Annotated in this window: 18 protein-coding genes; 13 read left to right on the plus strand and 5 right to left on the minus strand. The window is 66.9% G+C overall.

The window, feature by feature from the left end; translation table 11 throughout:
• The first annotated feature begins 150 nt into the window (after positions 1–150).
• From ACFTSF_RS10220 to ACFTSF_RS10235, 4 genes are all read left to right on the plus strand, one after another.
• Complete coding sequence (locus ACFTSF_RS10220) at positions 151–2,043, plus strand: DUF2264 domain-containing protein (RefSeq protein WP_380153535.1); 1,893 nt, start codon at positions 151–153, stop codon at positions 2,041–2,043.
• A 51-nt stretch (positions 2,044–2,094) separates the two neighbouring features.
• Entirely contained in the window at positions 2,095–2,622 is a 528-nt protein-coding gene (locus ACFTSF_RS10225) for a ferritin (protein WP_380153536.1), read from the plus strand.
• Between the two features lie 130 nt (positions 2,623–2,752).
• Positions 2,753–3,643, plus strand: a complete 891-nt coding sequence (locus tag ACFTSF_RS10230) for an SDR family NAD(P)-dependent oxidoreductase (protein ID WP_380153537.1) — start codon at positions 2,753–2,755, stop codon at positions 3,641–3,643.
• A 77-nt stretch (positions 3,644–3,720) separates the two neighbouring features.
• Complete coding sequence (locus ACFTSF_RS10235; RefSeq protein ID WP_380153538.1) at positions 3,721–5,196, plus strand: AMP-binding protein; 1,476 nt, start codon at positions 3,721–3,723, stop codon at positions 5,194–5,196.
• Between the two features lies 1 nt (position 5,197).
• Here ACFTSF_RS10235 and ACFTSF_RS10240 read toward each other — a convergent pair whose 3' ends face one another.
• On the minus strand, positions 5,198–6,568 hold the full coding sequence (locus ACFTSF_RS10240; protein WP_380153539.1) for an alpha/beta hydrolase family protein: 1,371 nt from the start codon (positions 6,566–6,568) through the stop codon (positions 5,198–5,200).
• 143 nt (positions 6,569–6,711) lie between these two features.
• On the opposite strand from ACFTSF_RS10240, the gene ACFTSF_RS10245 reads away from it, so the two are divergent.
• The 4 genes from ACFTSF_RS10245 (at position 6,712) to ACFTSF_RS10260 (ending at position 9,000) form a co-directional block, all read left to right on the plus strand.
• Entirely contained in the window at positions 6,712–7,077 is a 366-nt protein-coding gene (locus tag ACFTSF_RS10245) for a YciI family protein (protein WP_344163938.1), read from the plus strand.
• A gap of 32 nt (positions 7,078–7,109) precedes the next feature.
• Entirely contained in the window at positions 7,110–8,315 is a 1,206-nt protein-coding gene (locus tag ACFTSF_RS10250; RefSeq protein ID WP_380153980.1) for an RNA polymerase sigma factor, read from the plus strand.
• The gene (locus tag ACFTSF_RS10255; RefSeq protein WP_380153540.1) at positions 8,312–8,632 is read left to right on the plus strand and encodes a DUF6980 family protein; all 321 of its coding nucleotides are present in this window, start codon (positions 8,312–8,314) and stop codon (positions 8,630–8,632) included. The genes ACFTSF_RS10250 and ACFTSF_RS10255 overlap by 4 nt, the downstream gene beginning before the upstream one ends.
• Before the next feature lie 83 nt (positions 8,633–8,715).
• Entirely contained in the window at positions 8,716–9,000 is a 285-nt protein-coding gene (locus ACFTSF_RS10260) for a DUF6882 domain-containing protein (protein ID WP_380153541.1), read from the plus strand.
• Here the strand turns inward: ACFTSF_RS10260 and ACFTSF_RS10265 are convergent.
• From ACFTSF_RS10265 to ACFTSF_RS10275, 3 genes are all read right to left on the minus strand, one after another.
• Positions 8,974–9,864: a citryl-CoA lyase gene (locus tag ACFTSF_RS10265; protein ID WP_380153542.1), complete on the minus strand. Its 891-nt coding sequence runs from the start codon at positions 9,862–9,864 to the stop codon at positions 8,974–8,976. The two genes, ACFTSF_RS10260 and ACFTSF_RS10265, sit on opposite strands and share 27 nt — an antisense overlap.
• Positions 9,861–11,066 (minus strand): CaiB/BaiF CoA transferase family protein, encoded by a 1,206-nt coding sequence (locus ACFTSF_RS10270; RefSeq protein WP_380153543.1) that lies wholly within the window; start codon positions 11,064–11,066, stop codon positions 9,861–9,863. Before ACFTSF_RS10270 ends, ACFTSF_RS10265 begins: the two co-directional genes overlap by 4 nt.
• Positions 11,067–11,241: 175 nt before the next feature.
• A complete protein-coding gene (locus ACFTSF_RS10275; protein WP_380153544.1) occupies positions 11,242–12,012 on the minus strand; it encodes an IclR family transcriptional regulator in 771 nt (256 codons plus the stop codon).
• Positions 12,013–12,143: 131 nt separating this feature from the next.
• Here ACFTSF_RS10275 and ACFTSF_RS10280 point away from each other — a divergent pair, with 131 nt between their 5' ends.
• From ACFTSF_RS10280 to hrpA, 5 genes are all read left to right on the plus strand, one after another.
• Positions 12,144–13,157 carry a Bug family tripartite tricarboxylate transporter substrate binding protein gene (locus tag ACFTSF_RS10280; RefSeq protein WP_380153545.1) on the plus strand — a complete coding sequence of 338 codons (1,014 nt, stop codon included), beginning with the start codon at positions 12,144–12,146 and terminating at the stop codon, positions 13,155–13,157.
• Positions 13,154–13,657, plus strand: coding sequence for a tripartite tricarboxylate transporter TctB family protein (locus ACFTSF_RS10285; RefSeq protein ID WP_380153546.1), 504 nt, complete (start codon positions 13,154–13,156; stop codon positions 13,655–13,657). The genes ACFTSF_RS10280 and ACFTSF_RS10285 overlap by 4 nt, the downstream gene beginning before the upstream one ends.
• Complete coding sequence (locus tag ACFTSF_RS10290) at positions 13,654–15,216, plus strand: tripartite tricarboxylate transporter permease (RefSeq protein ID WP_344163954.1); 1,563 nt, start codon at positions 13,654–13,656, stop codon at positions 15,214–15,216. Before ACFTSF_RS10285 ends, ACFTSF_RS10290 begins: the two co-directional genes overlap by 4 nt.
• Positions 15,217–15,250: 34 nt before the next feature.
• Entirely contained in the window at positions 15,251–15,658 is a 408-nt protein-coding gene (locus ACFTSF_RS10295) for a universal stress protein (RefSeq protein ID WP_344163957.1), read from the plus strand.
• A gap of 352 nt (positions 15,659–16,010) precedes the next feature.
• Positions 16,011–19,943 (plus strand): ATP-dependent RNA helicase HrpA, encoded by a 3,933-nt coding sequence (gene hrpA / locus ACFTSF_RS10300; RefSeq protein ID WP_380153981.1) that lies wholly within the window; start codon positions 16,011–16,013, stop codon positions 19,941–19,943.
• Positions 19,944–20,044: 101 nt separating this feature from the next.
• On the opposite strand, the gene ACFTSF_RS10305 is transcribed toward hrpA, so the two are convergent.
• Positions 20,045–21,007 (minus strand): helix-turn-helix transcriptional regulator, encoded by a 963-nt coding sequence (locus ACFTSF_RS10305; protein ID WP_380153547.1) that lies wholly within the window; start codon positions 21,005–21,007, stop codon positions 20,045–20,047.
• Position 21,008 lies beyond the last annotated feature (1 nt).

Here is a 21,008-nt window from a genome sequence, read left to right on the forward strand (position 1 = left end):
ATTTGCCACGCTCCGCGCGGCGGGTCATGGGGCCTTGATTCCCGCTCTTCCCTCGTCGCTCCAGTCGCTTCGCTCCCTCCGCTCCTCAGTCCAGATCGGGGGCCCCATGACCGAGAGTCCAGCTGCCGTGATCCCAGATCGGAAGGTCTCATGAGCCGCCTCATCCTCCCAGGGACTGATCGTGTTCTCTCCCGGCAGACCGGGTGGACGCGCGGGCATTGGGAGGCGTTGGCGGATCATTTGCTCGACTCGTTGGTGCCGTACTTCTCCCCTGGTTCGGCGTTGGTCGCGCCGCCGGGGCGAGGGAGCCGGTCCGGTACGGCGTCCGATCAGCTCGAGGGGTTTGCGCGGTCGTTCATGCTGGCCGCGTTCCGGATCGCCGGGGTGCGGGGCAAGGGGTGCGAGGCGCTGATCGAGCGGTACGCGCGGGGTGTCGCGAACGGCGCCAACCCCGAGCACCCGGAGTCGTGGCTGCGACTGACACCGCGTTCTCAGCAGATGGTGGAGGCCGCGGCGATCGCGGTGGCGCTGCACGAGTCGCGCGAGTGGATCTGGGAGCGGCTCGACGATCGGGCGCAGCAGCACGTGGCCGAGTGGCTCGGTGGGTTCATCGGGTCGACCACGCATGACAACAACTGGCGGTTGTTCCAGGTCGTCAGTGAGCAGTTCCTGGCGTCGGTCGGCGCGCCGTACTCGCAGGAGGACATCGACGGCGGACTCGACCGCATCGAGGACTGGTACGTCGGCGACGGCTGGTACTCCGATGGCGACGGGCAGGCGTTCGACAACTACATCGGGTGGGCGATGCACCTCTATCCCGGGCTGTGGGCCCGGATGGCGGCGGCGACCCCGGGAGCGGCATACGAGGATCGGTTGAAGGTCTACAAGGAGCGGCTCTCGCTCTTCTTGGAAGACGCGGTCCACCTGGTCGGGAACGACGGGGCGCCGATCTACCAGGGGCGTTCGCTGACTTATCGGATGGCCGCGGCGGCGCCGTACTGGATGGGTGCGCTCCTGGACGCCACTCCCCTGTCGCCCGGTCAGACGCGGCGGCTGTGCTCCGGAATCGCGCGGCATTTCGTGGAGCACGGCGTACCGGATGAGCGTGGGTTGCTGACACTCGGCTGGTACGACACGTTCCTGCCGACGACACAGTCGTACTCCGGACCTGGCTCGCCGTACTGGGCCTCGAAGGGTTTCGTCGGGCTGATCCTGCCGCCGGAGCACCCGGTCTGGGCGGACGGCGAGGGGACGATTCCGCTGGACGAGGCCGACCAGGTGCGGGCGATGCCGGCACCGGGGTGGCTCGTGCACGCGAGTCGGCACGACCAGGTCGTGCAGCTGATCAACCACGGGTCGGACAAACAGCCGGTGGCCGAGCCTTCAGGTGCTGAGCCTGCAGGCGATCCGCACTACAACCGGTTCGCCTATGCGAACCACGCCGGGCCTGAGTTGAGCGATCAGGCGCCGCAGATCGACAACCTGATCACGCTGGTCAGCGACGGGAAGTCGAGTGCGCGCGGGCGGATCCGTCGGTTGGGGATCACCGCCCGTACGGCGTCGTCGTGGCACAACGCCTGGCTCGGAACCGAGGGACCGTGGCGGATCGAGACGACGTCCGTGGTGCACGGCGGTTGGGAGATCCGCTGCGCACTCGTCGACGGACCGGCCGGTGCACTCGTCCGGAGTGGCGGGTTCGCGGTCGCCGGCAACTCCTTGCCTGAGGCAACAGCTCCCGCGCGGGCAGCGTCTGCGCGGAACGACGAGGGGTTACTGTCCGCGATCGTCGGCCTGCACGGGTACGACGGCGCCGGCGTGCACCGGGGTCTCGGCGCCAATGCGTTCGGGCCGCACTCGGCGACGCCGTACCTGACGGCTCCGCATCGGGGCGAGCCGCTCGTGCTGGTGAGCGCCGTGGTCCTGACCCGGGACGCGCTCCGGCCGGAAGCGCTTGCCGAAGGCATCGATATTGCGGTGGACGGGCGGACGGTGCGGATCAGCCTGCCCGGCGGTGGTTCCGAGGTCGTCACGCTGGGTGGTTAGGAGAGCCAAACCAACGGTGAGAAATCTGCGCGGGACTACTACATTGGCTGCATGAGCACGTACGAGAAGCTATTGCAGGAGCAGATCCGCAACGAATTCACGGCCTCACAGCAGTATGTGGCGGTCGCCGTCTGGTTCGACGACCAGGACCTTCCGCAGCTGGCCGCGCACTTCTACAAGCAGGCCCTGGAAGAGCGCAACCACGCGATGATGATGGTCCAGTACCTGCTGGACAAGGACATCCGGCCGCACATCCCGGGCGTCGGCGAGGTGGCGTCGGACTTCAAGTCCGCGCTCGAGCCGCTGGAGCTCGCGCTGCAGCAGGAGATCACCGTCACCAAGCAGATCGAGACGCTGGCCCGGACCGCGCGCGACGAGAGCGACTACGTCGGCGAGCAGTTCATGCAGTGGTTCCTCAAGGAGCAGGTCGAGGAGGTCGCCGCGATGAACACGCTGGTCAACGTCGCCAAGCGGGCCGGTGACAACCTGTTCCACCTCGAGGACTTCATGGCCCGCGAGACCGTCGGCGACGGCGGCGACGACCCGACCGCGCCGACCGCGGCCGGCGGGACTGTCTGAGCCTTCGTTGCGGTAATACTCGTGCGGAACGCCGGGGTCTGGTGGCCGTTGACCCCGGCAGCTCCGCGCTGTAAACCCGGTTTACGCTTTCCCCTGTCGCTGACGCTTACTTGCGGGTAATGTCGGTCACATGGTGACCGCGAAGCGCCCGCCCGGATGGTCGTTACTCGTCGCTCTGACGAACGGCCGGTCCCGGATCCCGGATGACCAGCTCGCGGCCGCGGTGCGCGACCGCGTCGTGCTGGTGACAGGTTCGTCGTACGGGATCGGTGAGGCGACCGCCCGCCGGCTCGCGCGGGCCGGCGCGACGGTGCTGCTGGTGGCACGGACGGCTGATCAGCTGGCCGCGGTCGCTGCGGAGATCCGTGCTGAGGGTGGTCAGGCGTTCGCCTATCCCACGAATCTGGCTGAGCCGGCAGCTGTTGAGGGGCTGGTTCGGACGATTCTGGATGAGCATGGGCGGGTTGATGTGCTCGTCAGCAACGCCGGGAAGTCGATCCGGCGGTCGGTGGCGGATTCGTATCAGCGGTTCCACGACATCGAGCGGACGAATGCGGTCAACTACCTCGGGCCGGCCAAGCTTGTGCTTGAGCTGTTGCCGTCGATGCGCGCGGCGCGGTCCGGGCACATCGTCAACGTGTCTACGGCCGGAGTGCGGACTCCCCCGGCGGCGCGCTGGTCGGCGTACCTGGCGTCGAAATCGGCATTCGACGTGTGGTTGCGGTGCGTGGCACAGGAGATCCGCGGCGACGGAGTGACGACTTCGACCGTCTACATGGGGCTGGTGCATACGCGGATGAGCGAGCCGACTCCGCTGCTGAACAAGATGCCTGGGCTGAGTCCGGAGCAGGCTGCGGACCAGGTCTGTACGGCGATCGCGCGGCGGCCGAACAACATCACTCCGCCGATGGTGCGGCCGGCCGACGTACTGGGGAATCTGTTCCGGGTACCGACGGATCGGTTGCTGGAGGCATATTTCCAGCGGTCGGATCGGGCGCGGAAACCGCGAGGTTCGGAGTGATCGCTTCGTTGTTACGCCATGCCGCCGAGATTGGCGGGGTGCCGGTGGCAGTGGCGAAGTCGGGGATTTGGCGACCGATGCATCCCTCGCATGTCGTCGGGATTGAGCGGGCGTTGCGGCATTGGGGGCAGTCGATGGCTGCGCTCGGGGCGGTGGCCGCGGTGCGTTATCCCGATCGCGCGGCGGTGATTGATGAGGACGGTACGACGACATACGGGGAGCTGGATCGGCGGTGTTCGCGGATCGCGGCTGGGCTTTACGCGGATCACAAGATTGTTGCCGGGAGCAAGGTTGCGGTGTTGTGCCGGAACCACCGGGGGTTTCTCGAGGCGACATTGGCGGCTTCGCGGGTTGGCGCGGATGTGCTGTTTGTGAACACAGAGTTCGCTCCCCCGCAACTGGCCGCCGTACTCGAACGGCATCGGCCGGATCTGCTCGTGCATGATGCGGAATTCGACGTACCGGCTGGGATTCCCGCCGTACTGTCCGATCTCTCGGAGTTGGCCGCGTCGGATGCATCGGAGGCGCCGACGCCATCAAGCCCGGGGCATATCACGATCCTTACTTCAGGGACGACCGGTACGCCGAAGGCCGCGCCGCGGGTGCCAACCGCGCTCGGGCTGGCGGGGTTGACGGCTAGTGCGTTGCAGCGGTGCGGGCTGCGGTCCGGGGAGCCGGTGGTGATTGGGCCGCCGCTGTTCCATGGGCTGGGGTTGCTGACATCGATGCTGGCGTTGTTTCTGGGGTCGCCGTTGGTGCTGGCGCGGAAGTTCGACGCTGCGGCCGTGCTTCGTCAGGTCGAGGATCATCGGGTGGGCGTGATTGTCGCCGTACCGGTGATGTTGCGGCGGATGCTTGATCTTGGTCCCACTGAGCATGACCTGCGGTCGTTGCGGGTGGTGTTGTCGGGGGCGTCGGCATTGGGTGCGCCGTTGGCTGCGGAGTTCATTGGGCAGTTCGGGCCGGTGTTGTGCGATGCGTATGGGTCGAGCGAGGTCGGGATCGCGACGATCGCTTCGTCGGCGGATCTGCTCGCGGCACCGGGGACGGTCGGGCGGGCGTGTCTGGGCAGCTCGGTGCGGATCCTTGACGACAGCGGGGAGCCGGTGCCGGTGGGCGAAACCGGGCGGATCTTTGTGAGTAGCGGGTTGGTGTTCGGCGGGTACTCCGATGGTTCGAACAAGACGGTTGTCGGGCGGCGGATGAGTACCGGGGACATGGGGCATCTGGACCGGGCCGGGCGGTTGTTCATCGACGGTCGCGAGGACGACATGATCGTGTCCGGCGGGGAGAACGTGTACCCGGCCGAGGTCGAGGACTGCCTCGCTCGACACCCCGCGGTTGCCGAGGCCGCGGTGATTGGTGTGGCAGACGACGACTTCGGTCAGCGGCTGGTGGCGTACGTCGTACTGCGGGGCGAGGCGACGCCGGACGAGCTGATCGCCCACGTCCGCGCCAACCTCGCCCGCTACAAGACACCCCGCGAGGTGATCGTCGTCGACGAGTTCCCCCGCAACGCCACTGGCAAAGTCCTTCGCAACAAGTTCGGCTAGGTCAGCGGGACGGCCGGAGTAATGGACTCGGGCGATAGGTGGCGAAGGCTGGTGGCCGTACGGCATCGGTGTTCGTGGCGAAGTCGTAGACCTGGCTCCAGTCCTCGCCCAGGGTGTCGGCCGAGGCGTTCAGCCGGCGCGGGTCGGTGGTCGGCCAGCGTCCGCGGTCGATGCGGGTCAGCAGGGTGTCCAGGGCGACGGACTCTTCGGCGACCGTGAAGGCGCAGTGCGTTGCGCGGTCCACGAACAGTTGGCGGAGTCTGCCCTCCGCGCGGACTTGTCCGGCGTACCAGCGCTCGTGATCGGCGACGGCGAGATCGACGGTGTTGTGCAGCGTGACCACCGGCGACGGCGCGGTGCCACGCGGTACGGCGTACCGGAGCATCCATTGCCTGGCAGCAGGTTCGGGGCTGATCCGAGGCGCTGCCGCGAGTCGGGCGAGGTCCTTGCCAACGTCCAGCCCGGCTTCGCGGTACGCAGAACGGACGAACGCCGCCTGGTCCGACTTCAGCAGTTGCCGCGCGTAGTCCATGCCGACGTTGTACGACGGGTTGCCGCCCGCGTGCGACGCCAGATCCGCCTGGCCGACTGCTCCGAAGACGCCGACGGACCCTCCTGACGTGATGGCCGCGAGCGCCCTGATCTGGCCTTCGATCGAGGTCGGCTTCGGATCGAGGGCAGAGTTCCATCCGGTCACGTTGCCGAAGGCGCTGGCCAGCGCGATCCGGGCTCTCCCTTGAGGCGTCTCGACCCCGGCTGCGATGACGGCCTGCAGGCGGCTGACGCTCGTCTTCGGATCGCGAGCATTCACCAGCTCGATGGCGGGATCCTGCGGCGCGAGCAACGTCTTCAAGGCGAAGTTGATGTCCAAAGACATGTTCAGCTGCCCGTAGAGATCAATGGGCGTACACATGGCCAGTACGCCGTCGATCCGCCGCGGGTACTGCTCCGCCAGCAGCAACGAGATCGTCCCGCCGCCTGACGACCCGGTCGCGACCGTACGGCGAGGTCGGCCGACATGCTGTTCGAACCAGTCCAGCAGGCCGATTTGATCCCGCACCGCCTCCTTGACCACGAACCCGGTCCGCCCTCGGAAGTCCGAGGCCGCCAACGCGTACCCCTGTTCCAGGAAGAACCGCTCGCTGTCGACCCGATTGCCGTAGCCAGGCGGGAACGCCGGCATACCGTCGGGGTAGTACGGGTGACTGAAGATCAGCAGCGTGCCGTTCCACCGCTCCGGCATCTCGACCTTGAACGCCGCTCCGTCGATCTCGCCGGTATAGGTCTGCCGGCCGGACGTCTCGGCTGCGGCCGGTGTCAGCAGCATCGAAAGGGCCGCCACTGCTGCCACGACCTTGATGAATCGCTTCATTGCCTTGCTCCTTCCAGAGGGGACATACACCCTGAGGTCGGAGCCGTCCGGACGCGCGGGACATTCTGTCCCTCCCGGCCTTTAGGCTCCGACTACTGGGTGAATGGGCCCGTCCCGGGCACCGCAGCGGCAAGGAGCGACCGATGAAATTCATCATGCTGGCCTACACGAACGCGCAGACGTGGGTCGAAGGCACCTGGGATCCGGAGGAGTTCCAGAAGGCGTGCGACTTCTACGAGCAGCTCGGCAAAGATCTCACCGCCAGCGGTGAGGCGGTCTACACGGCTGGCCTCGGTGACCCTTCGCTGACCAGGACGATCCGCGAGACACCGAGCGGGACCGTCGCCGCGGACGGCCCGTACGCCGAGGTGAAGGAAGTGCTCGCCAGTTTCGGCATCGTCGACGTGGTGAGCGCGGATCGCGCCTACGAGATCGCCCAGCGCATCGTCGACGCGGTCGGCGACATCGTCGAGGTCCGCCCGTTGATGGACGGTACGGCGGACTCCTGATCGTGAGCACGACCGCGGGTTTCGAGCACCTGATGCGTGAGCTCGCGCCTCAGGTGCTCGGCGCGCTCGTCCGCCGGTACGGACATTTCGACGCGTGTGAGGACGCCGTACAGGAGGCGCTGCTCGCGGCGTCCCAGCAGTGGCCGCGCGACGGCGTACCGGATCAGCCGCGGGCTTGGCTGATCACCGTTGCCTCGCGGCGGTTGACCGATCACCTGCGGAGTGAAGAGGCTCGGCGACGACGTGAAGAGACCGTCGCCCTTGAAGTCCCCATGACCGACGGGGATTCCGGGACACCGCAGGATGCTGATGACAGCCTGCTGCTGCTCTTCCTGTGCTGTCATCCATCGCTCAACCGGGCAGCGCAGATCGCCTTGACCTTGCGCGCGGTCGGCGGTCTGACGACAGATGAGATCGCCCGCGCGCTGCTGGTACCCGAGGAGACCATGCGGAAGCGGATCACCCGTGCGAAGCAGGCGGTGCGCGCTTCGGGTGCACTGTTTCGTCCGCCGCCGGCCGCGGAACTACCGGCACGACTGGCCGCCGTACTGCAGGTTCTCTACCTGATCTTCAACGAGGGCTACACGAGCATCGACCGCGTCGACCTCGCCGAGGAAGCCATTCGGCTCAGCCGACTGACCTACCGCCTGCTCCCCGACAACGGCGAGGTCGCCGGTCTCTTGGCGCTCATGCTCCTCACCCATGCCCGCCGGGCAGCCCGTACGACGGCCTCCGGCGACCTGATCCGGCTGGATGAGCAGGACCGCACCCGGTGGGACGCGGACGCGATCGCCGAAGGCACCGCCCTGGTCACCGACGCGATGAGCCGTACGGCGCTCGGTCCGTATCAGGTCCAAGCAGCGATCGCTGCGTTGCATGACGAAGCCGTCACTGCCGAGACCACGGACTGGCCGCAGATCGTCGCCCTCTATGACCTACTGATCCGCTTCGACGACACCCCGGTTGCCCTGCTCAACAGAGCCGTCGCCGTGGCGATGGTTCAAGGTCCGCGAGCCGGCCTGACGCTCATCGACTCAGTTGCTGACGACCCGCGGCTGACGAACCACCACCGAGTAGCCGTCGCCCGCGCGCACCTGCTCGAACTGGCCGGCGACCTGCCCCAGGCCCTGGAGGCGTACCTGATCGCTGCCCGCCGAACCACCAGCCTCCCCGAGCAGCGCTACCTCAACACCCGAGCCGCCCGCCTCCGCACCTTCGGCAATAGGCTCGGCACGTGACCAGTCATTGCTGCGAGACGATGGACCGGCAGGTCAGCGTCACCTGCGACCAGCACGACGACCCGTTCGAGTGCGCGGACGCGGTGGTGACGTTCAGCGCGAAGTTTCAGGAGTACGGCCTGATCATCCACGACGGCGGTTCGTCGGTCCTCGGGATCAGCTTCTGCCCCTGGTGCGGACAGCGCCTCCCCGAATCGCAACGAGACCGGTGGTTCGACTCCCTCGAACGCCTCGGAATCGACCCGTGGTCGGACGAGGTACCCGCCGAGTTCGAGGACGACCGCTGGCTCGGGAATCACCCGAAGGACAGGACATAGGCGTCTGCGTATATCGGGTCGCACGCCTGAGGTGAGTGCGCCCGGCGCCGATTCGGCCGACACCTCCTGTCGTTCGGCGAGCGATGTGGCCCTGGGCGAACCAGAGCATCTTGCCGGAGCTGAGCCGCGACTCCCTGGCCGTGCGGGAGTGGGCCGAGGCCAACGGCCACCACGGCCTGACCGAAGCGAGCCAGAAGGCTGACGAGTCGGTGGCCGCGACGTTGGTGGCGATCGCGATGCGGGTGACCCGGGCGACCGGCTTCTATCGCGGGCCGAGCGGAAGCGGCTACACCGTGATGACGTTCGGGCCGGTCACGCTGACCGCGGCCGACGGTACTACCTCAACCTTCGCCATCGACCTGCAGTAGAAGCGGTCTGGGGGCGGGGCCGGTGTAGGTGGGGAGGATGGATTTGGGGAGGGGGCCTTTGATGCGGGTGGGGTCTTGGGATTGTTCGTGGGCGTGGGCCAGGAGGCCTACTGAACGGGAGAGGACGAAGAGGCCGCGGGCCAGTGGGGGGTCGAAGCCTAGTTCGGCGTAGATGGTGGCGGTGGCGCCGTCTACGTTCATGGGGATGGGGGCTAGGGCGGTCTCGAGGGCTAGGGCATGCTTCAGGTACTTGCCGTCGATGGTGCCTTCGGCAACGGCTTGTTCGGCTGCAGTGATGAGAGGGTCGCGGCGGGGGTCGCGTGGGTGGAAGCGGTGGCCGAAGCCGGGGATGTAGGCCTTGCGGGACTTGTACGACGCGACGAGGTCGCGGGCGGCGTTGTCGGGGTTCTGGTTGGAGTCGGCGAGGTTGTAGAGCAGTTCCAGGCATTGTTGGCCAGCGCCGCCGTGGACGTCGCCGAGGAGGTTGACGCCGGTGGCGATCGCGTTGTTGAGCGGGAGTCCGCAGGAGGCGGCCATGCGGGCGGCTGCGATGGACGGGGCCTGGGGGCCGTGGTCGACGGCGGCGACGAGGGTTTGCTCCAGCAGGTGGGCTTGGCCTGGGGACGGGAGATCGCCGCGGACCATCAACCAGATCATCTGCGGGAACGTGACCGCGCCGATCAGCTCTTCGATCGCATACCCGTGGAACCGAACACTCCCGGGACCGATGTCCGAGATCCCAGTAGCCCACCAGTCCCCCACAGCCGTGGTATCGGTGGTGGAGGAGCTAGCCGAGTCCGCGGTGCCAGGGCCCGAGCGGGCTGGGTGTGCCGGGCGGGGTCCGGAGGGTGGTGGGGAGGTCATGTTGCTCCATTGATTGCTAAAGCTTCGATCTCGGCTTCGGTGTAGCCGAGTTCGGTGAGGATCTGGGTGGTGTGTTCGCCTAGGAGGGGTGGGCGGGTTGACGGGCCTACGGGTTGGCCGTTGAGGTGGACGCTGCTGCCTAGGACGCGGAGAGAGCGCTCTCTGCCGTCGGGCATGGGGAGCTCGTGGAAGAGGTTGCGCTCGGCGAGCTGATCCAGAGAGAGCGCTTCCTCGACGGTGAGCACGGGGGCGACTGGTACGCCGGTGTTCGCCAGCAGGTTGTCCCAGTGGGCGGCTGAGGCTTGTTCCAGGGTTTTTTCGAGTTCGGTTTTGAGTTCGGCGCGGTGGGCTTTGCGGGATTCGCGGGTGGCGAAGCGGTCGTCGGTAAGGAGGTCTGGGCGGTCCAGGACGCGGCAGAGTTCGACGTACTGCTCCTGTTTGTTGGCGGCGATGTTGAGTGCGCCGTCGGCGGTGCGGAAGGTGCCGGAGGGGGCGGAGGTCGCGTTCTCGTTGCCCATGGCTTGTGGGACGCGGCCGCCGATCAGGTAGTCGGAGACGACCCAGCCCATGGCTGCGACCGCGGTTTCCAGCATGGATACGTCGAGGAAGCTGCCGATGCCGGTGCGGGAGCGTTTCACGAGGGCGGCCGAGATTGCGAAGGCGGCGGCGTACCCGCCGAGGGTGTCGGCGATCGGGAAGCCGGTCCGCGTTGGAGCGCTCTCTGGTGTTCCCGTCACGCTCATGATGCCGGAGAGACCCTGGATGATCTGGTCGTACGCCGGGCGTCCGCGCATCGGGCCGGTTTGGCCGAAGCCGGAAACCGCGCAGTACACGAGACTCGGGTTGAGTTCGTGCAGGGTTTCGACCGGGAAACCGAGGCGGGCCAGGACGCCTGGGCGGAAATTCTCCAGCAGGACATCGGCTTTGCGGACCAAGCGCTCGAAGATCTCGCGGCCGGCCGGGTTCTTGAGATCCAGGGTGAGAGAGCGCTTCCCGGCGTTCTGGGCGAGGAACGAGATACCGAGGCCGTCGGCGGAGAGTTCCGGATCGCCGCCGAGGTTGCGGGCGAGATCACCCGTTCCCGGGACCTCGACTTTGATCACCTCGGCGCCCATCAACCCGAGCTGGTATCCGGCGAAGGGGCCGGCCAGCACGTTGGTGAGGTCGAGCACCCGAACCCCGGCCAACAGGTCCGCACCCACCCCCGCCCCTTGCTCAGCAGCCGGCCGATCATCCGCCACTGGATCAGCAACCGGTTGGTCGGGCGCTATCGGATCGGCAGTTGGTTGGTTGGGCACGGTCGGAGCTGCGCCGCGGTGGCTGGGCACGGGCGGGGGTGCGCCGCGGCGGTTGGGTGCTGCTTCCCTGGCGTTGGGGTCAGGTTGCACTGAAGCCGCTCCAGTTGGTGGTGTTGATGGTGGCTGCGCACCGGCGTACGGCGTTGATGTAGGCGGGGAGCCGGTCGTCGCTGAAGCGGGTGGTGGGGCCGCCGATGGCGATGGCGGCCACCACGCGCCCGTCGGGGCGACGGATGGAGGCGGCTACGCCGGACGCGCCGAGTTCGCGCTCTCCATGGCTGATCGCGAACCCGCGGGTCGCGGCGTCGGCGGCCGCAGCCCGAAGGCGTTTGGCGAAGCCGGGTGGGCGGGGAGCCTCGAGAGCGATCTCTTCGATCACGGATGGATCGGCCTCGAGCACCGGCGGATCGGTGAGGAGCACCTTCGAGGCGGCGCCGCTCCACAGCGGCATGGAGGAGCCGACTGCGATCGAGTGCCGGATGCTCAACGTACCAAGGGCTTGGGCGAGGCAGACTCGGGTGCGGCCGACGCGGATGTAGAGGTTGGCGGTCTCCCCGGTATCCGACGCCAACCGCGCCATCGCAGCCCGGACGGCCGGCGGGATCTCCATGGTTGCGCTGCTCAAGCGGGACCAGCGAAGGAAGCCCGGACCGATCGCGTACTTGCCGGGGCCGATCGCCGCGACCAGACCGCGCTGCTCGAGTGTGGTCACGAGTCGCAGGACGGTCGTCTTCGGCAGGCCGCTGGCTGTGGTGAGCGCGGCCAGGGTCCAGCTCGGGTGCTCGTCGTCGAAGCGTTCGAGTAGGTCCAGCGCCCGGTGCACACTGCGGACCCCGTCACCGTCAGCCATGCCACTCCCTCATCTCTCCGGATCGACGCTTCGACCATAACCCGACGTACCGCAGAACGGAATCTCTGTACCTCCTGATGGAATGCTGCTACGTTTTCGCCAATTCATCCCGACGCCTCCGGAGGCATCCCATGGCGCGAACCAGAACGGCGCTGGTCGCCGCGGGCCTGGCCGTCAGCTTGTTGCTCAGCGGCTGTTCGGCGCTGGCGAAGACACTCGACGGCGGCAGCGTCGCCGGTGACTTCCCGAGCCGCAATGTCGAGATCATGGTGCCCGCTGCCCCTGGTGGCGGCTGGGACCTGACCGCGCGGCAGTTCCAGCACGTGATCCAGGAGGACAAACTGCTGGCCGACCGTTCCGTCTCGGTTGTGAACGTAACCGGTGCCGGTGGTGCGGTCGGGATCTCCAAGCTGGTCACCAAGAACCGCAAGGACCCGCACACGCTGATGATCACCGGGCTGGTGATGGTCGGCGCGCTCACCCTGAACCAGTCACAGATCAAGGTCTCCGACACCACCCCGATCGCGACGGTCACCGCCGAGCAAGAGGTGATCGTGGTCAAGGCGGACTCTCCGCTGAAGACCCTCAAGGATCTGGTCGACCTCTACAAGTCCGACCCCGCCAAGGTCAGCTGGGGCGGCGGCACGATCGGCGGTACCGACCACATCACGGCGGGCACGCTGGTGAAGGCCGCCGGGCTGGATCCGGCGAAGGTGAAGTACATCAGCTACTCCGGTGGTGGCGAGGCGACCGCCGCGATCCTGTCCGGTGACGTCACCGTCGGCATCTCGGGGGTGAGCGAGTTCGAGGAGCAGATCACCGCCGGCAAGATGCGGGTGCTCGCGACCACCGGCACCGAGCCGGTCACCGTCGCCGGCAAGCAACTGCCGACGATGAAGTCCGAGGGGTACGACGCCGAGGTCCAGAACTGGCGGGCGATCGTGGCTCCGCCCGACATCCCGGACGCGGATCGGAAGCGGCTGGTCGAGTTCGTGACGAAGGTGAACAGTTCGCCGGAGTGGGCCGAGATCCGGAAGAAGCAGGGCTGGACCGAGTTCTTCAAGACCGGTGACGACGCGAGCAAGTTCATCGCCGATGAGACCACCCGGGTGCAGGCCCTGCTGAAGGAGCTGGGGATCGTATGAGCGACCTGGAAACTTCTGAAGTGAAACCAGCAGACGTCGAGGTCGAGGCGTCCAGGCTGGTCCGGATCATCGCGGCGATCGTGCTGATCGTCCTGAGTGCGACGTTCCTGGTGGGCGTCTTCGACATCCGCAGTCCCAAGGGATTCGACCCGGCCGGCCCACGGTTCTTTCCGTTGCTTGTGACAACGGCCTGGCTGGTCTTCTCGGTCGGCTACCTGGTCGAGGGCCTCCGGTCGGCGAAGACCGCCAAAACAAAAGGCGACCGGGCCTGGTTCGAACCAGTGGCCCTGTCCGCGCTACTCGTGCTGTACGCCCTCCTCGTCGTACCGCTGGGGTATCTGATCGCGACCGCACTGCTGTTCTTCGCCGCCGCCCGAGTTCTCGGTAGCCGGCAACTCGTCAGGGACATCGTGGTCGCGCTCGTGCTCGCGATCGTCGTGTACGTCGCCTTCACCCGCTTCCTCGACATCTCGCTGCCGGAAGGGGTGCTGGGCCTGTGATCACCTTGAGTGTCGGCGGCGATCTGCTGCACGGATTCGGTACCGTCCTCGACCCGATGAACCTGCTGTGGGCCGTCCTCGGCGTCACCCTCGGCATGCTCGTCGGCATTCTGCCCGGTATCGGACCGGCGCTGACGATCGCGCTGCTACTGCCGATCACCTTCAACTTCTCCGACCCGATCGGCGCGTTCATCATGTTCGCCGGGATCTACTACGGCGCGATGTACGGCGGATCGACCACCTCGATCCTGATCAACACACCAGGCGAATCGGCCTCGGTCGCGACCGCGATCGAGGGTCACAAGATGGCCTTGAAAGGTCGAGCCCGAGCGGCGCTGGCGACGGCGGCGATCGGGTCGTTCGTGGCCGGCACGATCTCGACAGTGCTGCTGACGTTCGTCGCCAAGCCGATCGGCAGCCTGGCGAGTCACTTCCAGGCGACCGACTACTTCGCCGTCACGCTGCTCGCGATGGTCGCGGTGACCGCGCTGGTCGGTCACTCGATGGTCCGCGGGTTGCTGTCACTGACGGTCGGTCTGTTCATTGGGTTGATCGGACTCGACAGTCTCTCGGGCGCACCGCGGTACACGTTCGGTTCGCTGCGACTGCTCGACGGAATCGACGTGGTGATCGTGATCGTCGGATTGTTCGCGATCGGCGAGACGTTGCACGTGGCATCGAAACTGCGGTCGACTCCGGACCGGCCCGCCGTACTGGAGAAGGGCAGGCTGCGAACCGGGTACCTGACCAAGTCCGACTGGAAGCGGTCGTGGGCACCGTGGTTGCGCGGTACGGCGCTCGGTTTCCCGTTCGGCGCGATCCCGTCCGGCGGGGCCGAAGTACCGACGTTCCTGTCCTACTCGATCGAGCGGCGGCAAGCGCGGAAGAAGGGTCGCGACGAGTTCGGCGACGGCGCGATCGAGGGCGTCGCCGGTCCGGAGGCCGCGAACAACGCGTCGTTCTCCGGCGTACTGGTGCCGCTGCTCACCCTCGGTCTGCCGACCTCGGCGACCGCGGCCGTGATGCTCGCGGCATTCCAGATCTTCAACGTGCAGCCCGGCCCGCAACTGTTCGAGAACAACAGCACGCTGGTCTGGACACTGATCGCCTCGCTGTACATCGGCAACCTGATCCTGCTGATCATGAACCTGCCGCTGATCGGCCTCTGGGTGCAGGTGCTCAAGGTCCCGCGACCACTCCTGTACGCCGGAATCCTCGTCTTCGCGTGCCTTGGCGTGTACTCGCTGTCGGGCTCGGGCTACGAGGTGCTGATGGCGCTCCTGATCGGTGTCGTCGGCTTCTTCATGCGCAAACTCGACTTCCCGATCGCACCGGTCATCCTCGGCGTCATCCTCGGTCCGACGATGGAAGAGCAGTTCCGGCGGGCACTGGTCATCTCCAACGGAGACGGCAGCGTATTCTTCACCCGACCGCTGAGCCTGGTCATCATCGTGCTGACCGTGCTCGCGCTGTTCGTGCCGTATCTGCCGAGAATCGTCGCGCGCCTCCGCGGCACCCAGCCCGCCCACCAGCGGCTGACCTTCGGTGAGGACGACTGATGCTGATCACTTTGTCAGAGAAGGGCTGGGCTTCGTGAAGATTCTGGTCGGTTACGTGCCAACCCCCGAGGGTGAGGCCGCCCTGGCAGCAGCCGGTACCGAGGCCGCCCTGCGCGGCGCCTCGGTCCTGCTCCTGAACACCAGCCGCGGCGACGCCTACATCGACGCCCGCTACGCCAACGAGGCGGAACTGGAGACCGCCTCGGCGAAACTCCGCGAACACGGCGTCGAGGTCACCATCCAGCAAGCCCTCTCGAACGGCGACGTCGCCGGCGAACTCCTGAAGGCGGCCGCCGCCGAGGACGTCGGACTGATCGTCCTCGGCCTGCGCCGCCGCTCCCCCGTCGGCAAACTCATCCTCGGCAGCACCGCCCAGCGCGTCCTGCTCGAGTCGCCGGTCCCGGTTCTCGCGGTCAAGGCTCCGTCCGCCCACGACGACTGACGGGTGGGACTCCGGTACGACGGGTTCGCGTCGTACCGGCGCTGATTCCGGACCGGTTGCGGGCGCCGGATGGGTAAACCACGTGAGCGCCTGGGCTGGGCCGCCTAAACTTGCTCTTGCCATGCCTGATGCCCGGACCGAGTCGTCGAGTCCTTCCCCAGCCCCCGGTCCCGCCAAGGACTCCCCCACGCCTGCCCAAGGTGGTGGCGGCTCTCGGCCGCGTCGCCGACGGAGGCCCGCCGGCAAAGGCGGTGCGCCGCGCGACGGGGGTGCAGGGCGTGAGAGCGAGCCGGCGCGTCGGAGCGATGCCGGGGGTAGCCGGGAGCAGGACGATGCGGGCGGCTTGGCTGAGGTGAACCTCGGCGAGGTGGTTGCGCGGTTGAACGAACTGACGGCTTATGACCGGGAGCAGTTGGGGCGGCGGCTGGAGCGGGTTCGGGGGACCAAGGAGGCTCGGAAGCGGGCTGACGCGCTGCAGGGCGTGATCGGGGCGATTGAGCAGGCTGAGCGGCGGGTCGAGGTGCGGCGGAGCGCCGTACCGGAGATTTCGTATCCGGCGGAGTTGCCGGTCAGTCAGTTGAAGGACGAGATCGCGGCGGCGATCGAGGCTCACCAGGTCGTGATCGTGGCGGGTGAGACCGGGTCGGGGAAGACTACGCAGCTGCCGAAGATTTGTTTGGAGCTGGGGCGTGGGATCCGGGGCATGGTCGGGCACACGCAGCCGCGGCGGTTGGCTGCGCGGACGGTGGCGGAGCGGATTGCTTCCGAGCTTGATACCGAGCTCGGGGAGACGATCGGGTTCGCGGTGCGGTTCACCGACAAGGTGAGTGAGCGGTCGTTGGTGAAGTTGATGACCGACGGCATTTTGCTGAACGAGCTGCAGCGGGATCGCGATCTCAGCCGGTACGACACGCTGATCATCGACGAGGCGCATGAGCGCAGTCTCAACATCGACTTCATTCTCGGGTATTTGAAGCAGCTGCTCCCCCGACGGCCGGATCTCAAGGTGATCATCACCTCGGCGACGATCGACCCGGAGCGGTTCGCGGAACACTTTGCCGATGGCAACGGGACGCCGGCGCCGATCGTCGAGGTGTCGGGGCGGACGTATCCGGTCGAGGTGCGGTACCGGCCGATCAACGACCCCGACGATCCGAGCACGATTGATCGTGACCAGACGCAGGCGATCCTGGATGCGGTCGACGAACTCGAGTACGAGGCGGCGGGCGACGTACTGGTGTTCCTGAGCGGTGAGCGGGAGATCCGGGACACCGCGGACGCTTTGAACGACAAGTACGCCGCGCAGCGCGGCCGGCCCGGAGCAGTCGAGGTGCTGCCGTTGTATGCGCGGTTGTCGAATGCGGAGCAGCATCGGGTCTTCCAGCCGAGCGGGAACCGTCGGATCGTGCTGGCGACGAACGTGGCCGAGACCTCGCTGACGGTGCCCGGGATCAAGTACGTGATCGACCCCGGTACGGCGCGGATTTCGCGGTACAGCCATCGGACCAAGGTGCAGCACCTTCCGATCGAGGGGGTCTCGCAGGCGAGCGCGAACCAGCGGAAGGGCCGTTGCGGGCGGACGAGTGACGGCATCTGCATCCGGTTGTACTCCGAGGAGCATTTCGAGAGCCGGGACGAGTTCACCGACCCGGAGATCCTGCGGACCAACCTTGCATCGGTCATCCTGCAGATGACTGCGATCGGGCTCGGTGACATTGCGGCGTTCCCGTTCATCGATGAGCCGGACAAGCGGAGCATCACCGACGGTCTGCAGTTGCTCACTGAGCTCGGTGCGATCGAGCCGGCTAAGAGCGGCGAGCGGCATCGGCGGCTCACGCCGATCGGTCGGCAGCTTGCGCAGATTCCGCTCGACCCGCGGCTGGCGCGGATGATCGTCGAGGCGGACAAGCACGCGTGTGTCCGCGAGGTGATGGTGATCGCGGCGGCGCTGTCGATCCAGGATCCGCGGGAGCGGCCGACCGAGGCGCAGGCTCAGGCTCAGCAGGCGCACTCGCGGTTCCGCGACCCGAACAGCGACTTCCTCGGGTATCTGAACCTGTGGGCCTATCTGAAGAAGCAGCAGAAGGATCTTTCGGGGAACCAGTTCCGCCGGATGTGTCGCGGTGAGTACCTGAACTATCTGCGAGTGCGCGAGTGGCAGGACATCTTCGCGCAGCTGCGTCAGGTCGCTGCGCAGATCGGCGTCACGCTGAACAGTGGTGGGCCGGCCGATCCGCAGAGCGTGCACATCGCGCTGATGTCCGGGCTGCTGTCGCATCTTGGGATGAAGGATCCGGCGAACCAGCATCAGTACCTCGGCGCGCGGGGAACGCGGTTTGCGATCTTCCCGGGGTCGGGGCTGTTCAAGAAGCCGCCGCAGTTCGTGATGGCCGCCGAGCTGGTCGAGACGTCCCGGCTGTGGGCGCGGGTGAACGCGAAGATCGAGCCCGAGTGGGCCGAGGACCTCGCTCCGCATCTGATCAAGCGGTCGTATTCCGAACCGCATTGGGAACGCAAAGCCGGTGCGGTGATGGCCTACGAGAAGGTCACCTTGTACGGCGTACCGATCGTTGCCCGACGCAAGGTCAACTATGGCAAGGTCGATCCGGTGGCGTCGCGGGAACTGTTCATCCGGCACGCGCTGGTCGAGGGCGACTGGGACACGCACCACAAGTTCTTCCACGAGAACCGCAAGCTGATCGAGGAAGTCGAGGAGCTCGAGGAGCGCACTCGGCGACGCGATCTGCTGGTCGACGACGAGACGCTGTACGCCTTCTACGACGAGCGGATCGGCGCGGAGGTCGTCACCGGACGGCACTTCGACACCTGGTGGAAGACGGCCCGGCAACGCGATGCCGACCTGCTCGACTTCGAGCGGTCGCTCGTGGTGCGCGAGGGTGCGGAGGTTCGCGAGGAGGAGTTCCCGCTGCACTGGTCGCAGAACGGGATGACCTTCGATCTCACGTATGCATTCGAGCCTGGTACGGACGCTGATGGTGTGACGGTGCATCTGCCGTTGTTGGTCTTGAACCAGGTGACGGCGGATGGGTTCGAGTGGAGTGTGCCCGGGTTCCGTGAGGAGCTGGTGACCACGCTGATCAAGTCGTTGCCGAAGGCCATTAGACGGAACATCGTGCCGGCGCCGGATCATGCGCGGCAGATCTTGCCGTTCCTGGATCCGGCCTCGGGGCCGTTGACGGTCGCGATGGCGAATGAGCTGCGGAACCTGCGCGAAGTGATCATCGAGGACGCGGACTGGGACTGGAGCCGGGTTCCGGAGCATCTGCGGATGACGTTCCGGGTGGTCGACGACCAGGGCAAGACAGTGGCCGAGGGCAAGGATCTCGCCAAGCTGAAGGAACGGCTGAAGCCGAAGACGACGGCTGCGATCTCCAAGGTCGCGTCGAAGGCGGTCAGCGGGCTCGAGCGTTCGGGGCTGACGGACTGGACGTTCGGCGACCTGCCACGGAGCTTCTCCGAACACCGCAATGGGTTGACGGTGGCTGGATATCCAGCGCTGGTCGACGAGGGTAAGACGGTTGCGATCCGGTTGCACGAGACCGAACGCGACCAGACCGCCGCCATGTGGAACGGCACCCGCCGGTTGCTGCTACTCACGATGCCGTCGGTGATCGACGTCGTACAACGTCAGTTGACGAGCGCCCAGAAGCTCACGCTGTTGGCGGGTCCGCATCGCAACGTTGGTGAGCTACTCGACGACGCGATCTCTGCGGCAGTCGATCAGCTCATGACCGCGGCCCACGGACCGGCTTGGAACCTGACCGCCTTCTCGGTACTGCGAGACGCCGTACGGTCTGATCTCGCTGACACGGTGGTCGGGATTCTGCGCCAGGTGGAGCAGGTGCTCGGGCATGCGCGGACGGTGGACAAGGCGATCTCGCGAGCGTCGTCTCCGGCGTTGCTGGCGGCGCTGTCGGATGTGCGGGGGCAACTGGAGGCGCTCATCAATCCGGGCTTCATCACTCGGACTGGAGCTGCGCGGCTGCCGGACTTGGTGCGGTACCTGCGTGGGATGGAACAGCGGCTCGACAAGATCGGCGCGAACGCGATGCGAGACCGGTCGGGGATGGCGATCGTGCAGACGCTCACCGACGAGTACCAGAACCGCCTGCGCGCCGTACCGACCGGCAAGTACCCCTCCCCCGAACTCCTCGAAGTCCGCTGGATGCTCGAAGAACTCCGCATCAGCCTCTTCGCCCAAACCATCGGCACGCCGTACCCGGTGTCCGAGAAACGCATCCGCAAGGCGCTCGCCCAGGCCTGACCCGGACCTGCAGGCCATCACAATTGGCGACTCCGCCGCTTGTTGAGCGGGGGCCGCACGGTCCACGCGCAGTTGTGATGGCATCTGGGTCCGCAGTGGGGTTAGGAGTCGAGCAGCCGGCGGCCGATGGCGTGGACGGCGGCTCGGAGCTCGGGTGGTTCGAGGATTTCGAACGGCCACGGGATGCGGGTGGTTTGGAAAACGAGGGGCCCTAGGTCGTTGGCGGCGTAGCGGAGCTCGCAAGAGGTGGCGTCGACGGGGTCGACTACTACTTCCGTGGGTGGGAGTTGTTGGCGGGCGGTTTCGGCGTTTACCTGGACTCGGACTCGGGCTACCAGGTTCCAGGGGGCTATGCCGGTGCTTTCGGTGATGAAGGCGAGGGGGTCGGGTGGGTTGTCGAAGTGGTAGCGGAGGCCGGTTGGTTGGGGGCGGGTGATGCGGTCTACGCGGAAGGTGCGCCAGGCGTCGCGGTCGCGGTCTCGGGCTACTAGGTACCAGCGGCGGCCGGTGTGGACTATGCGGAGGGGTTCGACGCTGCGGTTCGAGTCGGTGCCGTCGTGGGTGCGGTAGGCGAAGCGGAGGCCTTCGGTGTCGCGGCAGGCGGCGGCGAGGGTGGTGAGGACGTCGGGGTCGATGGTGGGGAGGTCGCCCTGGGGTAGCTGGGCTACTTGGGCGCTGATGGCGCCGACCTGTTCGCGGAGGCGGACGGGGAGGACCTGGTTCAGCTTGGCCAGGGCGGAGATGGCTGCTTCTTCTACGCCGGAGACGGTTGTGGTGGTTGTGGAGCGGAGACCGATGGCGACTGCGACTGCTTCCTCGTCTTCGAGGAGCAGGGGTGGTAGGCGGCCGCCGGGGCCTAGGCGGTAGCCGCCGCCGATGCCGGCTTCGGCGTCGATCGGGTAGCCGAGAGAGCGCAGTCTGGTGACGTCGCGCCGTACTGTGCGGGGCGTGATGTCGAGCCTGGTGGCGAGCTCGGCGCCGTCCCATTGCGGGCGCGACTGGAGCAGCGACAGCAGGCGGAGCAATCTGGTCGCGGTGTCCATGGTTTCTTCAGTTTGCCGCATT

The organism is Kribbella sp. NPDC056951 (assembly GCF_042674205.1).
In the GTDB taxonomy this organism is placed as follows: domain Bacteria; phylum Actinomycetota; class Actinomycetes; order Propionibacteriales; family Kribbellaceae; genus Kribbella; species Kribbella yunnanensis.

Bases quoted from the DNA above. Each gene is read 5' to 3' on its own strand.
- ACFTSF_RS10220 (WP_380153535.1), top strand. From the start codon at position 151: ATGAGCCGCCTCATCCTCCCAGGGACTGATCGTGTTCTCTCCCGGCAG.
- ACFTSF_RS10225 (WP_380153536.1), top strand. From the start codon at position 2,095: ATGAGCACGTACGAGAAGCTATTGCAGGAGCAGATCCGCAACGAATTC.
- ACFTSF_RS10230 (WP_380153537.1), top strand. From the start codon at position 2,753: ATGGTGACCGCGAAGCGCCCGCCCGGATGGTCGTTACTCGTCGCTCTG.
- ACFTSF_RS10235 (WP_380153538.1), top strand. From the start codon at position 3,721: ATGCATCCCTCGCATGTCGTCGGGATTGAGCGGGCGTTGCGGCATTGG.
- ACFTSF_RS10240 (WP_380153539.1), bottom strand. From the start codon at position 6,568: ATGAAGCGATTCATCAAGGTCGTGGCAGCAGTGGCGGCCCTTTCGATG.
- ACFTSF_RS10245 (WP_344163938.1), top strand. From the start codon at position 6,712: ATGAAATTCATCATGCTGGCCTACACGAACGCGCAGACGTGGGTCGAA.
- ACFTSF_RS10250 (WP_380153980.1), top strand. From the start codon at position 7,110: ATGCGTGAGCTCGCGCCTCAGGTGCTCGGCGCGCTCGTCCGCCGGTAC.
- ACFTSF_RS10260 (WP_380153541.1), top strand. From the start codon at position 8,716: ATGTGGCCCTGGGCGAACCAGAGCATCTTGCCGGAGCTGAGCCGCGAC.
- ACFTSF_RS10265 (WP_380153542.1), bottom strand. From the start codon at position 9,864: ATGACCTCCCCACCACCCTCCGGACCCCGCCCGGCACACCCAGCCCGC.
- ACFTSF_RS10275 (WP_380153544.1), bottom strand. From the start codon at position 12,012: ATGGCTGACGGTGACGGGGTCCGCAGTGTGCACCGGGCGCTGGACCTA.
- ACFTSF_RS10280 (WP_380153545.1), top strand. From the start codon at position 12,144: ATGGCGCGAACCAGAACGGCGCTGGTCGCCGCGGGCCTGGCCGTCAGC.
- ACFTSF_RS10285 (WP_380153546.1), top strand. From the start codon at position 13,154: ATGAGCGACCTGGAAACTTCTGAAGTGAAACCAGCAGACGTCGAGGTC.
- ACFTSF_RS10305 (WP_380153547.1), bottom strand. From the start codon at position 21,007: ATGCGGCAAACTGAAGAAACCATGGACACCGCGACCAGATTGCTCCGC.